A 14,780-nucleotide genomic window follows, 5' to 3' on the forward strand; every position below is an offset into this window, starting at 1 on the left:
GCGCCGGGCCCAATCAGCCCGGCCGAATCCTTCGTCAGACATGCCGCAAACGTCCCAGGCTTGCCGCTGCACGAGACCCGGCGTGCTGCGCTGCAGCAACGAATCCGTCTTGACATAATTCATCGCAAGTGAGTAATTGCTCACAGCCAAGGCAAATGCTCATCTTGGTTTATGGGAGGAATTTTGATGAAACTTCGCACGTTCACCCTAGGCCTGTTCTCGGCCAGCGCCCTCGCTTTCGCAGCGCATGCCGAATCCATCACCATCGCCACGGTCAACAATGGCGACATGGTCCGCATGCAGAAGCTGACCGACGACTTCACCGCCAAAAATCCCGACATTCAGCTGCAGTGGGTCACGCTCGAGGAAAACGTCCTGCGCGAGCGCGTCACCACCGACATCGCCACCAAGGGTGGCCAGTACGACGTGATGACCATCGGCACCTATGAAGTGCCGATCTGGGCCAAGCAGAACTGGCTTTTGCCGCTCGACAAGCTCGGCGACGATTACGACGTCAAGGATATCATCCCGGCCATAGCCGGCGGCCTGTCGGTCGACGGCAAGCTCTACGCCGCCCCGTTCTACGGCGAAAGCTCCTTCGTCATGTACCGCAAGGACCTGATGGAAAAGGCCGGGCTCAAGATGCCCGATGCACCGACCTGGGACTTCATCAAGCAGGCCGCCGACAAGATGACCGACCGCGCCAACGGCGTGAACGGCGTCTGCCTGCGCGGCAAGGCCGGCTGGGGCGAGAACATGGCCTTCCTGACCGCCATGTCGAACTCGTTCGGCGCGCGCTGGTTCGACGAGAACTGGAAGCCGCAATTCGACCAGCCCGAATGGAAGAACACGCTGCAGTTCTATGTCGACCTGATGAAAGCCGACGGCCCCGAGGGCGCGTCGTCCAATGGGTTCAACGAAAACCTGGCGCTGTTCCAGCAGGGCAAATGCGGCATGTGGATCGACGCTACCGTCGCTGCCTCCTTCGTTTCCGACCCGAAGAACTCCACCGTCGCCGACAAGGTCGGCTATGCGCTGGCGCCGGACAATGGCCTCGGCAAGCGCGGCAATTGGCTGTGGGCATGGTCGCTAGCCATCCCCGCCGGCACGCAGAAGGCCGACGCCGCTCAAAAGTTCGTATCCTGGGCAACCAGCAAGCACTATGCCGAGCTCGTCGCCTCGAAGGAAGGCTGGGCCAATGTTCCGCCGGGAACGCGCTCGTCGCTCTATGCCAATCCCGAATACCAGAAGGCAGCACCTTTCGCCAAGATGACGCTGGACTCGATCAACTCCGCCGATCCGACGCACCCAACCGTCAAGCCGGTGCCTTATGTCGGCGTCCAGTTCGTCGCCATTCCTGAGTTCCAGGGTCTCGGCACCACCGTCGGCCAGCTCTTCTCGGCGGCACTTGCCGGCCAGTCGAGCGTCGACGATGCCTTGAAGCAGGCGCAGGACGCCGCCACCGCGACGATGACCGAGGGCGGTTACATCAAGTAAGCTCCTCCCGGTGCCGGTTGCCAATGGCGACCGGCAACGGCCGCCCGAATCCCAGTTCGGGCGGCCAGCTTTCACACCGCTGAAAAACTTGGCCGACCTCGAAGGGTGACCGTCATGGCTACTCAGCAGACCCGTTCGCTTGCCCGTTTCATGATGGCGCCATCCGTGGTGCTGCTGCTGGTCTGGATGATTGTGCCGCTGGCATTCACGCTGTGGTTTTCCTTCCAGCAATACAACCCGCTCAATCCGATGCGCGACGGCTTCGTCGGGTTTTCGAACTACGCGCTGTTCTATTCCAACCCGGCATTCCTGCAGTCGATCCTCAACACGCTCACCATCGTCGTCAGCGTGCTTTTGATCACGGTGATCGGCGGTATTCTGCTCGCCCTTCTGCTTGATCAGCCGATGTGGGGACAGGGCATCGTCCGCATCCTTGTCATCTCGCCGTTCTTCGTCATGCCACCGGTGGCAGCACTGGTCTGGAAGAACATGATCATGCATCCGCAGTACGGGGTTTTCGCCGATATTGCGCGCTTCTTCGGCGGGCAGCCGATCGATTGGTTCGGGCAGCACCCGCTCCTGGCGATCATCATCATCGTTGCCTGGCAATGGCTGCCGTTTGCTACGCTGATCCTGTTGACCGCGCTTCAGTCGCTCGACGTCGAGCAGAAGGAAGCCGCCGAAATGGACGGCGCCGGCTTCATCAGCCGCTTCATCTATTTGACGCTGCCTCATATGTCGCGCGCCATAACCGTCGTCATCCTGATCCAGACGATCTTCCTGCTGTCGGTCTATGCCGAGATCCTCGTCACCACCAATGGCGGCCCGGGTTACGCCTCCACCAACCTGCCCTTCCTCGTCTATCAGAAGGCATTGCTGGAGTTCAAAATCGGCCAGGCGTCCGCCGGCGGTATCATTGCCGTCATTCTCGCCAACATCGTTGCCTTCTTCGCCATGCGCGCTGTCGGCAAGAACCTGGATAAATAAGGGAGGATAAGATGGCACGTGCGCTGAACCACCCCCACTCCGTCCCGCTGCGCGGGACACCTCTCCCCCTGCCCGGGAGAGAGGAAAGGCCTGCATCGAAGCCGCGCCCTTCCTCTACCCCGTCGATCGGGGGAGAGGTGGTTTGCGCAGCAAACCGGAGTGGGGGTCGACCCTGCCGCCAACATCGCCGATAGGGAGGACCTGACCATGGCACGTGCAGTCACCACCCAGCACAAGACGATTGCTACCGCGGCCGCCTGGATCGTCGCGCTGCTGATCTTCTTCCCGATCCTCTATACGATCATCACCTCGTTCAAGTCGGAGCAGGAGGCTATCCAGGGCTTCAACCTGTTCCCGTCGGGAACCACGGAGAGCTATTCCGAGGTCCAGGCGCAGAACGGCTATTTCAAATTCTTCCTGAACTCGGTGTTCCTGTCGGTCGGCTCGACCATCCTGGCTCTGCTCGTCGCCATACCGGCGGCATGGTCGATGGCGTTTTCGCCGGGCAAACGCACCAAGGACATCCTGATGTGGATGCTTTCCACCAAGATGATGCCGGCCGTCGCCGTGCTGTTTCCGATCTATCTGATCTTCCGCGATACCGGTCTGCTCGACAGCCGCATCGGCCTGATGGTCATGCTGATGCTGATCAACCTGCCGATCGTGGTCTGGATGCTTTACACCTATTTTCGCGAGATCCCGGGCGAGATCCTGGAAGCGGCGCGCATGGACGGCGCATCGCTCTGGAACGAGATCATCTATGTGCTGACGCCGATGGCGGTCCCCGGCATCGCCTCGACCATGCTGCTCAACATCATTCTCGCCTGGAACGAGGCGTTCTGGACGATCCGGCTGACCACCACCGAGGCCGCGCCGCTCACCGCTTTCATCAGCTCCTTCTCCAGCCCGCAGGGGCTGTTCTGGGCCAAGCTTTCGGCCGCCTCGACGCTGGCGATCGCGCCGATACTGATCATGGGCTGGTTCAGCCAGAAGCAGCTGGTCCGAGGCCTGACATTCGGTGCGGTAAAGTAGCGGGCATCGCCTGACGCAAAACGAAAAGATAGCCCTTCGGGGGAGGAAACCATGGGAAACATCACGCTCAAGAACGTCTCCAAATCCTTCGGGGCGACGTCCATCATCCCCGGCCTCGATCTCGTCATCGAGGACGGAGAGTTCGTCGTCTTCGTCGGCCCGTCGGGCTGCGGCAAATCCACCCTGTTGCGTCTGATCGCCGGTCTCGAGGATACCAGCGGCGGCACCATCATCATCGATGGTCGCGACGTCACCGGCGAGGCGCCGGCCAAGCGCAAGCTGGCTATGGTGTTCCAGTCCTATGCGCTCTACCCGCACATGACGGTGGCCAAGAACATCGCCTTCCCGCTGAAGATGGCGGGCGAGGACCAGGCGACCATCGACAAGAAGGTGAAGGACGCCGCGCGGATCCTGAACCTCACCAACTACCTCGACCGCCGCCCCGGCCAGCTCTCCGGCGGTCAGCGGCAGCGCGTCGCCATCGGCCGCGCCATCGTGCGCCAGCCGTCCGCCTTCCTGTTCGACGAGCCTTTGTCCAATCTCGACGCGGCGCTGCGCGGCACCATGCGGCTGGAGATCAGCGAGCTGCATCACCAGCTCAAGACAACCATGGTCTACGTCACCCACGACCAGATCGAGGCGATGACCATGGCCGACAAGATCGTCGTGCTCAATGCCGGCAATATCGAGCAGGTCGGCTCGCCGATGGAGCTCTATAAGACGCCGAAGAACCTGTTCGTCGCCGGCTTCATAGGTTCGCCGAAGATGAACCTGATCGAAGGCGCGCCGGCCGCCAAATATGGCGCCAAGACAGTCGGCATTCGCCCGGAGCATATGAACATTTCGAAGACGTCAGGCGACTGGAAGGCGACGGTCGGGGTTGCCGAGCATCTCGGCTCCGACACGTTTTTGCACGTCCAGGCGGATGGTGTCGGGCAGCTGACGGTGCGTGCCGACGGCGAGTTGGCCGCCCATCACGGCGACACGATCTACCTGACGCCGGAAAAGGCCAAGCTGCATCGTTTCGGCGCCGACGGGAAGGCGATGCTGCAATGAGGCTCCGGGGTAAATCGGCGCTGATTACCGGATCGGCGCGCGGCATCGGCAGGGCGTTTGCCGAAGCCTACATGCGCGAAGGGGCGACGGTCGCGATTGGCGACATCAATCTCGAAGCCGCCGAGAAGACGGCTTCGGAAATCGGCCGCAACGCCTACGCGGTAAAGCTCGACGTCACCGATCTCGCGTCTATCGATGAGGCCGTCAAGGCGGTCGAAGCCAGGGCCGGCGGCCTGGATATCTTGATCAACAACGCTGCTTTGTTCGACCTGGCGCCGATCATCGAGATCACCAAGACAAGCTACGACAAATTGTTTTCGGTCAACGTCGCCGGCACGCTGTTTACGTTGCAGGCCGCCGCCCGTTCGATGATTGCCCGGGGCAAGGGCGGCAAGATCATCAACATGGCAAGCCAGGCCGGGCGCCGCGGCGAGGCGCTGGTCACCGTCTACTGCGCCACCAAGGCGGCGGTCATCTCGCTCACCCAGTCGGCAGGGCTCGATCTGATCAAACACCGCATCAACGTCAATGCCATCGCCCCGGGTGTCGTCGACGGCGAGCATTGGGACCATGTCGATGCCTTGTTCGCCAAGTTCGAGAACCGGCCGAGGGGCGAGAAGAAGAGGCTGGTCGGCGAAGCCGTGCCTTATGGCCGCATGGGCACGGCGCAAGACCTCACCGGCATGGCGGTGTTCCTGGCCAGCGATGAGGCCGAGTACATCGTCGCCCAGACCTACAATGTCGATGGCGGCCAGTGGATGAGTTGAGGGGGCGAAGGCGCTCTTCCCCCCGTCTCCTCCACGGGGGGAAGAGCCGTCCCGCTAAAGGGTAAAAGCAGATGACCGTGAAACTCTCTTCTTCCATCCTCGCCAAGCTGCCGCCCAAGGTCGCCGGCCCGAAATATGATCGCGCCGCGCTCAAGGCCGGCATCGTGCATTTCGGCGTCGGCAATTTCCATCGCTCGCACCAGGCCGTCTATCTCGACGACCTGTTCAATTCGGGTGTCGGCCACGACTGGGCCATTGTTGGCGCCGGCGTCTTCGAGGGCGAGAAGGTCGGCCGCGGCAAGTTGCAGGAGCAGGACTGGCTGACCACCGTGGTCGAGCAGGACAGCGGCCATATGAGCGCGCGCGTCACCGGCGTCATGATCGACTTTCTGGTGCCGGGCGATGCGGTCGCAATCGTCGAGCGGCTTGCCGATCCGTCGATCAAGATCGTCTCCCTGACCATTACCGAGGGCGGATATTTCATCGATCCGGCATCCGGCGTCTTCAATCCGACACATCCCGACATCGTTGCCGACGCTGAGCCGGGGGCGACGCCGAAGACCGTCTTCGGCCTCGTCCTCGCCGGGCTGCTGCGCCGCCGCGCCGACGGTATCGTGCCCTTCACAATTATGTCCTGCGACAACATCCCCCATAACGGCCACGTCACCTCAGATGGCGTCATCGGCCTTGCGCGGCTGATCGACGAAGGTTTGGCAAACTGGGTGAGCGAGAACGTTGCCTTTCCCAATGGCATGGTCGACCGCATCACGCCGGCCACCACCGACCGCGAGCGCGGCATTCTCTCCAGCGAGTTCGGCCTCGACGACAATTGGCCGGTGTTTTGCGAACCGTTCAAGCAATGGGTGCTGGAGGACCGTTTCACCGACGGCCGCCCGCCGCTGGAAAAGGTCGGCGTGCAGTTCGTCAGCGACGTCGCGCCCTATGAGCTGATGAAGATCCGCATCCTCAATGGCGGCCATGCGACCATCGCCTATCCGGCCGGGCTGATGGACATCCATTTCGTCCATGAGGCGATGCAGGAGCCGCTGGTACGCGGCTTCCTCGACAAGCTCGAGCATGACGAAATCATCCCGACCGTGCCGCCGGTTCCGGACACCGACCTCGAAGATTACTACCAGCTCATCGAGCACCGCTTCTCCAATCCGAAGATCGGCGACACCATACGCCGGCTTTGCCTCGACGGCTCCAACCGCCAGCCGAAATTCATCATCCCGACCATCGCCGACCGGCTGAAGGCTGGCAAAAGTGTCACCGGCCTTGCGCTGGAATCGGCGCTCTGGTGTCGCTACTGCTTCGGCACGACGGATTCCGGTGCCGTCACCGAGCCCAACGACCCGAACTGGGGCCGGTTGCAGGCGACGGCCAAGGCGGCCAGGGACATGCCTGCCGCCTGGCTTGCCATGGAGGACATCTATGGCGATGTCGGCCGCTCGCCGCCGTTCGCTGAAGCCTTCGGCCAAGCGCTGAGACTGCTGTGGGCGGACGGCGCGCGCGCGACACTGACGCGCTATCTCGCCGGCGACCTCTGAAGCCGATCCAGCGCGATGACGCCTGAACTAGTCATTTTCGACTGTGACGGCGTGCTGGTGGACAGTGAGATGCTGTCCGTCTCGGCATTGCTGGAGATGATCGCGCTTGCCGGCGGCAACGTCAGCGAGGACATTGCCTACGAGCACTTCCTCGGCAAGAGCATGAAGAGCGTCCGCGAAATCCTCGCAAGCGACTTCGGGCTCGATCTCACCGACCAGCATCTGACCGAGATGCGCTCCGAACTGATGCGCAGATTCCGCGAGGAGCTGAAACCGATGCCAGGTATCGCACAGGTCCTGCCGAGGCTCGGCGTACCGTGCTGCGTCGCCTCCTCCGGCACCCTGGAACGCATCCGCTATGCGCTCGCCGTCACCGGGTTGCTTGGGCTGCTGGAGCCGCATTTGTTCAGCGCCGCCATGGTGGCGCGGGGCAAACCGGCGCCCGATCTCTTTCTCCACGCAGCAGATAAAATGAGAGCGGCCCCGCGAAACTGCCTCGTCGTCGAGGACAGCCCGGCCGGCATCGAGGCGGCGCGGGCGGCCGGCATGCGCGTCCTTGCCTTCACCGGCGGCTCGCACACCGGCAACCCGGCATTGAAAGCGCGGCTTGCGTCGAGTGAGCCGGACTTTATATTCGCTGACATGCTGCAATTGCCCGATCTGATTGCAGGCCTGGGAGCGAGAGCAAGAACACCTTGACCAACAGTTTCGTTTGCGCGGTCGATGTCGGCACCGGAAGCGCTCGTGCCGGCATTCTCGACACCGGTGGCGCCTTGCTCGGCCGCGCCGAGCACCCGATCGCCATGCAACAGCCGAAGGCCGACCATGCCGAGCACGATTCGCAGGATATATGGTCGGCGGTGTGCATGGCCGTCCGCGCTGCCCGCGAAAAGGCGGGCGTGCGGGCCGAGGATATCGTCGGCATCTCCTTTGATGCCACCTGCTCGCTGGTGGTGCGAGACCGGCATGGCGGCCAGCTCAGCGTGTCCGTCACTGGTGAAAGGCGCTGGGACACCATTGTCTGGCTCGACCATCGCGCAATTGCCGAGGCCGACGAATGCACTGAAAGCGGCCACGCTGTGCTCGACTATATCGGCGGCGTCATGTCGCCGGAAATGGAGACGCCGAAGCTGATGTGGCTGAAGCGCAACCTGCCCGGAACATGGAACGAAGCCGGCTATCTATTCGACCTCACCGACTTCCTCACCTGGAAGGCAAGCGGCTCGCTCTCCCGTTCACAATGCACGCTGACCGCCAAATGGACCTATCTAGCCCATGAAGCGACCGGCTGGCGGCGCGACTTCTTCGAAGCCGTCGGGCTCGGCGATATCTTTGAGCACGGCAACCTGCCGGAAAAGGCAAGCCCGGTCGGTGCCGATATCGGCCCGCTCGGCGCGCAAGCCGCGACGGAGCTTGGCCTCACCGAAAAATGCCGGGTCGGCGCCGGCGTCATCGATGCCTATGCCGGCGCGCTTGGCGTGCTCGGCGGTTTCGCCGGTGACGCGACGAACATCGGCCGACATCTGGCCCTGATTGCAGGTACGTCGAGTTGCGTCATGGCGATGTCGCCCGATCCGCAGCCTTTCGCCGGTGTCTGGGGCCCATATTATGGCGCAGCCCTTCCCGGCCTGTGGCTGTCGGAAGGTGGCCAGTCGGCCACCGGCGCGCTGCTCGACCACATCATCCGCTGGCATGGCGCCGGCGGCGAGCCGGATGCCGCCATGCATGCCAGGATTGCCCACCGCGTCGCCGAGCTGCGCGCCGCCGAGGGCGACAACCTCGCCGCAAGGCTGCACGTACTGCCCGATTTCCACGGCAACCGCTCGCCGCTCGCCGACCCGCATGCCGTCGGCGTCATCAGCGGGCTGACGCTGGATGCCTCCTTCGACAGTCTGTGCAAGCTCTACTGGCGCACCGCCGTCAGCATCGCGCTTGGCGTCCGTCATGTGCTGGAAGCGCTGAACGAGAACGGCTATCTGATCGACACGCTGCACGTCACCGGCGGCCACACCAAGAACCCGCTGTTGATGGAGCTCTATGCCGATGCCACCGGCTGCACGGTGGTCGAGCCGCTGGCGGATGAAGCGGTGCTGCTCGGCACCGGCATGATTGCCGCCACCGCGGCCAGGCTTTTTCCCGATTTGAACGCTGCCTGCGTCGCCATGCAACAGGGCGGCAGGACGCGAGAGCCCAATCCGGCTGCCGCCGGCCGGTTCGATCGCGACTACCGCGTGTTTCTCGAAATGCACAGGCAAAGGCAGGCGCTGGACGCGATCCGATAAATCGGGATCGGTTGCTATCTCTGGTTCCAGCGCCGGATGACCGGCTCGTCAAGGTCGTGCTCATAACCGAGCACGCTTATGCTGGCGGTATCCAGCACGAAAAACGCGCCGGCTTGCGGCGGCAGGCCGAGCCAGCATGCGGCCAGCACCCTAAGGAAATGCGAGCTTGAGAAGACCAGGACATTGCTGCCGACCTCGCGCAACTGGCTGACGATCCGGTCCGCCCTCGAGCCGACATCCGTGGCGGACTCGCCGCTCGGGCAGCCGTCGCGAAAGAGACGCCAGCCGGGGCGCTCGGCGAGGATTTGCTTGGTGGTCAATCCCTCATAGGCACCGTAATCCCACTCCGCCAGATCGTCCTTCTTCACGCCTGACGAGCCGAAGCCGGCCAGCGCACAGGTGTTGAAGGCGCGCTGCGACGGGCTCGACCACACCGCCGAGAAGGACAGGCCCTTGAGCCGCTCAGCGATCCGCCTTGCCGCTTCCTCGCCGGCCGGCGTCAGCGGTATGTCGGTTCGGCCGGTATGTTTTCCGGACGCACTCCATTCCGTCTCGCCATGCCGAACCAGATAGATTTCGGGAAACGCGCTCATCAGGCTGCCTTTCAAATGGATCTGCCGCGACCATAGCGGCTTCCATAGCCTCTCCAATAGCCTGCATTGAACCGACTGGCTTAACCCTTCCGCAAGTCAGCCTCTTGCCACCGGTGCCTATTTCATAGACAAACTCGCCGTAATGCGGAATCCGGCCGATCATGGCCGTTCCGCGCTGAGACGCGGCTTCCGGCTCTTGCCGACGTGCCGCAATCGGATAGGCGGAAAACTAGAATGTCTGCGATCGAAGCCGACGCTCGCGCGCCGGAAAACCTTTGGCGTCGGGAAATCAGGGCGATGCTGGCGCTCGCCTGGCCGATGGTGCTGACCAATCTCGGCCAGACCGCGATGACCGCTACCGACGTCATGATGATGGGGCGGCTGGGGCCGGACACGCTGGCCAGCGGTGCGCTTGGTGCCAACCTCTACTTCATGCCGCTCATCTTCGGGCTCGGCCTGATGCTGGCGACCTCGCCGATGATGGCGACCGAGCTCGGCCGTCGCCGGCACTCGGTGCGCGACCTGCGCCGCACCGTGCGCCAGGGTCTGTGGCTGGCGATCCTCATTTGCATTCCGATATGGGCCCTTCTCTGGCACGGCGAGAGCGTGTTGCTGGCCATGGGGCAGGAGCCGGCACTGGCGCACCAGGCCGGCATCTATCTGCGCTGGCTTGAATGGGCGGTGCTGCCCTTTTTCGGCTACATCGTCCTGCGCTCGTTCATTTCGGCGCTGGAGCGGCCGGGCTGGGCACTGATCATCGTTTTCGTTGCCGTCGCCTGCAACGCCTTCTTCAACTGGCTGTTCATGTTCGGCAATCTCGGCATCCAATCGATGGGCATCGCCGGCTCCGGCCTTGCCACCACTCTGTCCAGCACGTTGATGTTCGCCGGCATGGCGGCGGTGGTGATGCTTGAGAAGAAATTCCGGCGCTATCGTCTGTTCGGACGCTTCTGGCGCGCCGATTGGCCGCGCTTCAAGGGCCTGCTGCGGCTCGGCCTGCCGATCGCCGGCCTGCTGGCGTTCGAGGTGACGATCTTCAACGCGGCGGCCTTTCTCATGGGCCTGATCGATGCGGCTTCGCTTGCCGCCCATGCGATCGCCATCCAGATCGCCTCGATCACCTTCATGGTGCCGCTCGGCCTCAACCAGGCGGTGACGGTGCGCGTCGGACTTGCCCACGGCGCCGGCAATCCGGAAGGTGTCAGCCGGGCTGGCTGGACCGCCTATGTCGTCGGTGTCTCCTTCATGGCGCTGATGGGGCTAGTGATGATCCTGTGGCCGCATCTGTTGATCGGCGCCTTCATCGATCTGGGCAATCCGGCTAATGCCGAGGTGGTGGCGCTTGCCGTGTCGTTCCTCGCCTTTGCCGCGCTGTTCCAGGTTTTTGACGGTGCGCAGGCAGTCGCCAGCGGGATGCTGCGCGGCCTGCACGACACCAAGGTGCCGATGATCTATGCCGCGATCGGCTATTGGGGCATCGGGCTGCCGCTCGGCGTGCTGCTGGCCTTTCGTTTCGGCTTCAACGGCGTCGGCATCTGGATCGGCCTGTCGTCGGGACTGGCGGTGGTTGCGGCACTCCTGCTGGTGCGCTGGCTGCGGCGCGACAGGATCGCGCCGCAGCTGGTATTCGGGCGTTGAATTGCTGGTCGCCCGCTCAGCGGGCCGTCGCCCGCTGCTCGAGCGAACGTGCGTATTGCGTCAGCGGAAAGCACATGACGAAGAAGATCAGCGCCACCAAGCCGTAGACTTTGAACGGTTCGAAGGTCGCATTGTTGATCGCGTTGGATGTCCTGACCAGCTCCTCGAAACCGATGATCGAGGTCAGCGCGGTCGACTTGATCAGCTGCACCAGGAAGCCGACCGTCGGCGCACGGGTGATCGAAAACGCCTGCGGCAGGATGATCAGCCGGAGTTCCTGCAGATAGTGCAGGCCGAGGCTGGCGCCGGCATCCCACTGGCCGCGCGGCAGTGCATCGACGCCGCCGCGCCAGATCTCGGCGAGATAGGCGCTGGCGAAGAAGGTCAGGCCAAGCACCGCCGCGGTCCACGGCTCGATGCGCAAGCCCAGCATCGGCAAGCCGAAGAACATCAGGAAGAGCTGCATCAGCAGCGGCGTGCCCTGGAAAAGCGCGATGTAGCCGGAGGCAAACCGGCGCGCCCATTTATTCTTGGCGATCCGGAAGAACAGCACGATCATGCCGACCACGGCCCCGCCGACAAAGGCGGCCAGCGACAAGAGCACCGTCCAGCGCGCTGCCAGCAGCAGGTTGCGCAGAATGTCCCAGAAGGTGAATTCGATCATGACACGCCGGCTCCGAGAAGCCGGCGCCCGCCGCCGACCAGCAGCCGGCGCAGCCCAATCGACAGGATGAGATAGACCATCGTCACGATGAAATAGGTCTCGAAAGCCCGGAACGTGCGCGCCTGCAGCATGTCGGCTTCATAGGTCAGCTCGCGAACGGCGATCTGCGATACCACGGCGGATTCCAGCATCATGATGACGATCTGGCTGGTCAGCGCCGGATAGATCACCTTGAGCGCCTGCGGCAGCACGATCTTGATGAAGACCTGGCGCGGCCTGAGCCCAAGCGCCAGTGCCGCTTCCGTCTGCCCGGGCGGCACCGCGTCGAGCCCGGCGCCAACGATCTCGATCGTATAGGCGGCCATGTTGAGCGTCATCGCCAGCATGGCTGCCAGCACCGGATCGAGCCTGACGCCGATGCTGGGCAGCCCGAAGAAGATGAAGAATAGCTGCACCAGGAACGGCGTGTTGCGGATCACCTCGACATAGACGCCGATCGCCCGCTTGAGCAGGAGCGGACCGTTCCGCCGCCCTGCGGCGCCGAGGATGCTGAGCAACGTTCCCGCCAGCGTGGTCACGGCGATCAACAGGATCGTCGTGGCCGCGCCGCGCGCGATCGCCCCTGTCGCCCCGGCAAGCCAGCCGAAGTCGAGGCTATAGGTCACTGGCGATCAATCCTTGAGATTGGCGGGATCGAGCGGTGTCTTCAGCCAGGCCTTCGAGCTTTCGTCCAGTTTGCCGTCGGCCAGCATCTTGGCGACCGCATCGTTGACCGCTTGTTTGAGGCGGTCTTCCTTCTTGTTGAGGCCGATATGCGAGGGCGAGGTGAGAAGCTGGAATTTCTGCTCCGGCTTCAGTTCCTCCTGCCGGGCGAGCACCTGGGCGCCGACATCGTTGCCGACCACCATCAGCTGGGTCTGACCCGAGATGAAGGCCTGGATGACGGAATTATAGTTGTCGAAGCGGCGGATGTCGGCCGAGGCCGGTGCCGCCTCGGTCAGCGAGGTGTCCTCCAGCGTGCCGCGATTGACGGCGATCGACTTGTCGGCAAGGTCTTCCTTGCCTTTGACCGCAAGTGCTGCCGGGCCGATGACTGCGATGTAATAGGGCGCGTAGGCGGCGGCGAAATCGATCACCTGCTCACGCTCCTTGGAATAGCCGACACTCATCAGCAGGTCGACCCGCTTGTCGGTCAGGTACGGAATGCGGTTCTGGCCGGTCACGCTGACCAGATTGAGCTTGACCTTGAGCTGGTCGGCGATGGATTGCGCCACGTCGATGTCGTAGCCCTTGATGCTCATGTCGGCGCTGGCCGAGGAGAAGGGCGGGAAGTCGGAAAAGATGCCGACATTGATGGCGCCGGCCTTGGCGATGTCGTCGATCGCGTCGGCATTGGCGGCCTGGTTGGTGAAAGCAAGACCGGTCGCGCCGAGCATCAGCACGGCGGCGATGGATGATTTGAGCTTCATGTGAAGTGTCATTGTCATTCCCCTGCTGGAAGCTTGTTTGTTTGAGTGCAACCGCCGACTCCAGCGCGGCGGTCGCCTTTGGGTTCTCTAGTGGACCATGATCTTCTCCGAAAACCGGTTCCCACTTTTCGGGATCATGGTCGAGCGTGTCAGCCCGCCTTGCTGGTGATTGCCGGGCTGAAGACGATCAGGCTGAGGATCTCGAACAGCACCTGCGCGCCGGCATGCGCCGTGTTGCTGGTCGCGTCGTACTGCGGTGCCACCTCGACGACGTCGCCGCCGACGATGTTGAGGCCTTTCAGGCCGCGCAGCAGCTCGAGCACTTCGCGCGTCGTCAGCCCGCCGACCTCCGGCGTGCCGGTGCCCGGCGCGAAGGCAGGATCGATGCTGTCGATATCGAACGAGACATAGGTCGGGCCGTCGCCGACTATCCTGCGCGCCTTGTCGATAATGGCGGGAATGCCGAGGCCGGTCACCTCTTCGGCATGCACGACGGTCATGCCGGACTCATAGGTGAACTCCCACAGATACTCGGCCGAGCCGCGAATGCCGATCTGGATGGTGCGGCTCGGGTCGAGCACGCCGTCCAGCACCGCGTTACGGAACGGCCCGCCATGGTGGAACTTGGTCATGTCGAACAGGCCGCTGGTGTCGCAATGGGCGTCGATATGGATCATGCCCACAGGCGCCTTTTTGCCGACCGCCTTCAGGATCGGATGGCTGATCGAATGATCGCCGCCGACCGAAAGCGGCAGAACGCCGGCGTCGACGATCTGGTTGGTGCGGCGTTCGATGTCGTCATGGCTGGTCTCTAGCCGGTAGCGGCTCTGGAACGGCACATCGCCGATGTCGGCGACCTTCAGCTCATGCGTCGGTGCGCATTCCAGCACATGATTGTAGGGGCCGATGCGCTCGATGGCGCGCAGCGCCCTTGGCCCGAAACGGGCGCCCGGCCGGTTGGTGACGCCCAGATCCATCGGCACACCGATCATCGCCACCTGCAGATCGCCGAAATCCGGATTGTCGGCGGCGATTTCACGATAGGGCGCCGCGAGGAAGGTCGGGATGCCGGAATAGGGCGCCAGTCGCGTGCCGGTCTTGGAGAAGATCTTGTCGGCGACACGCTGGAATTTCGGGTCGAACATTTCGCCGCCATGGCTCTCGCCGTATTTGCGGCGCAACGCTTCGAGCTTGCCGCGGTCGTAACCCATGTCGGTCCTCCATGGCTGGTGCGGCGCGCGGACA

The 14,780-nt window shown here is 63.2% G+C and carries 14 protein-coding genes; 9 read left to right on the top strand and 5 right to left on the bottom strand.

The window, feature by feature from the left end; all coding sequences use genetic code 11:
• Window positions 1-186 precede the first annotated feature (186 nt).
• The 8 genes from NKI16_RS07950 to NKI16_RS07985 all read left to right on the top strand — a co-directional run bounded on the left by NKI16_RS07950 (window position 187) and on the right by NKI16_RS07985 (window position 9,171).
• Window positions 187-1,497, top strand: coding sequence for an ABC transporter substrate-binding protein (locus NKI16_RS07950; RefSeq protein WP_023676994.1), 1,311 nt, complete (start codon window positions 187-189; stop codon window positions 1,495-1,497).
• Window positions 1,498-1,611: 114 nt separating this feature from the next.
• Window positions 1,612-2,484 carry a carbohydrate ABC transporter permease gene (locus NKI16_RS07955; protein WP_023676993.1) on the top strand — a complete coding sequence of 291 codons (873 nt, stop codon included), beginning with the start codon at window positions 1,612-1,614 and terminating at the stop codon, window positions 2,482-2,484.
• A gap of 207 nt (window positions 2,485-2,691) precedes the next feature.
• A complete protein-coding gene (locus NKI16_RS07960) occupies window positions 2,692-3,516 on the top strand; it encodes a carbohydrate ABC transporter permease (RefSeq protein ID WP_023676992.1) in 825 nt (274 codons plus the stop codon).
• A 51-nt stretch (window positions 3,517-3,567) separates the two neighbouring features.
• Entirely contained in the window at window positions 3,568-4,572 is a 1,005-nt protein-coding gene (locus NKI16_RS07965; RefSeq protein WP_023676991.1) for an ABC transporter ATP-binding protein, read from the top strand.
• Window positions 4,569-5,339, top strand: a complete 771-nt coding sequence (locus NKI16_RS07970) for an L-iditol 2-dehydrogenase (protein WP_352782991.1) — start codon at window positions 4,569-4,571, stop codon at window positions 5,337-5,339. Before NKI16_RS07965 ends, NKI16_RS07970 begins: the two co-directional genes overlap by 4 nt.
• Before the next feature lie 71 nt (window positions 5,340-5,410).
• On the top strand, window positions 5,411-6,889 hold the full coding sequence (locus NKI16_RS07975) for a mannitol dehydrogenase family protein (protein ID WP_352588653.1): 1,479 nt from the start codon (window positions 5,411-5,413) through the stop codon (window positions 6,887-6,889).
• Between the two features lie 15 nt (window positions 6,890-6,904).
• Window positions 6,905-7,588: an HAD family hydrolase gene (locus NKI16_RS07980; protein ID WP_352588650.1), complete on the top strand. Its 684-nt coding sequence runs from the start codon at window positions 6,905-6,907 to the stop codon at window positions 7,586-7,588.
• Window positions 7,585-9,171 (top strand): FGGY-family carbohydrate kinase, encoded by a 1,587-nt coding sequence (locus tag NKI16_RS07985; protein WP_352619426.1) that lies wholly within the window; start codon window positions 7,585-7,587, stop codon window positions 9,169-9,171. Before NKI16_RS07980 ends, NKI16_RS07985 begins: the two co-directional genes overlap by 4 nt.
• Window positions 9,172-9,185: 14 nt before the next feature.
• Here the strand turns inward: NKI16_RS07985 and NKI16_RS07990 are convergent, their stop codons facing one another.
• The gene (locus NKI16_RS07990) at window positions 9,186-9,767 is read right to left on the bottom strand and encodes a histidine phosphatase family protein (protein ID WP_352783024.1); all 582 of its coding nucleotides are present in this window, start codon (window positions 9,765-9,767) and stop codon (window positions 9,186-9,188) included.
• A gap of 231 nt (window positions 9,768-9,998) precedes the next feature.
• Between NKI16_RS07990 and NKI16_RS07995 the strand changes: the two genes are divergently transcribed.
• Window positions 9,999-11,402 carry an MATE family efflux transporter gene (locus tag NKI16_RS07995; RefSeq protein ID WP_352782988.1) on the top strand — a complete coding sequence of 468 codons (1,404 nt, stop codon included), beginning with the start codon at window positions 9,999-10,001 and terminating at the stop codon, window positions 11,400-11,402.
• Between the two features lie 16 nt (window positions 11,403-11,418).
• Here the strand turns inward: NKI16_RS07995 and NKI16_RS08000 are convergent, their stop codons facing one another.
• The 4 genes from NKI16_RS08000 to speB all read right to left on the bottom strand — a co-directional run bounded on the left by NKI16_RS08000 (window position 11,419) and on the right by speB (window position 14,746).
• Window positions 11,419-12,066: an amino acid ABC transporter permease gene (locus tag NKI16_RS08000; protein WP_352782986.1), complete on the bottom strand. Its 648-nt coding sequence runs from the start codon at window positions 12,064-12,066 to the stop codon at window positions 11,419-11,421.
• Window positions 12,063-12,731 (bottom strand): amino acid ABC transporter permease, encoded by a 669-nt coding sequence (locus NKI16_RS08005; protein ID WP_023676983.1) that lies wholly within the window; start codon window positions 12,729-12,731, stop codon window positions 12,063-12,065. Before NKI16_RS08005 ends, NKI16_RS08000 begins: the two co-directional genes overlap by 4 nt.
• A gap of 6 nt (window positions 12,732-12,737) precedes the next feature.
• Window positions 12,738-13,547 carry a transporter substrate-binding domain-containing protein gene (locus tag NKI16_RS08010; protein WP_352782984.1) on the bottom strand — a complete coding sequence of 270 codons (810 nt, stop codon included), beginning with the start codon at window positions 13,545-13,547 and terminating at the stop codon, window positions 12,738-12,740.
• 137 nt (window positions 13,548-13,684) lie between these two features.
• Window positions 13,685-14,746, bottom strand: a complete 1,062-nt coding sequence (speB, locus tag NKI16_RS08015; protein ID WP_352588634.1) for an agmatinase — start codon at window positions 14,744-14,746, stop codon at window positions 13,685-13,687.
• Window positions 14,747-14,780 lie beyond the last annotated feature (34 nt).

The organism is Mesorhizobium sp. M0698, from assembly GCF_040320455.1.
Lineage (GTDB): Bacteria > Pseudomonadota > Alphaproteobacteria > Rhizobiales > Rhizobiaceae > Mesorhizobium.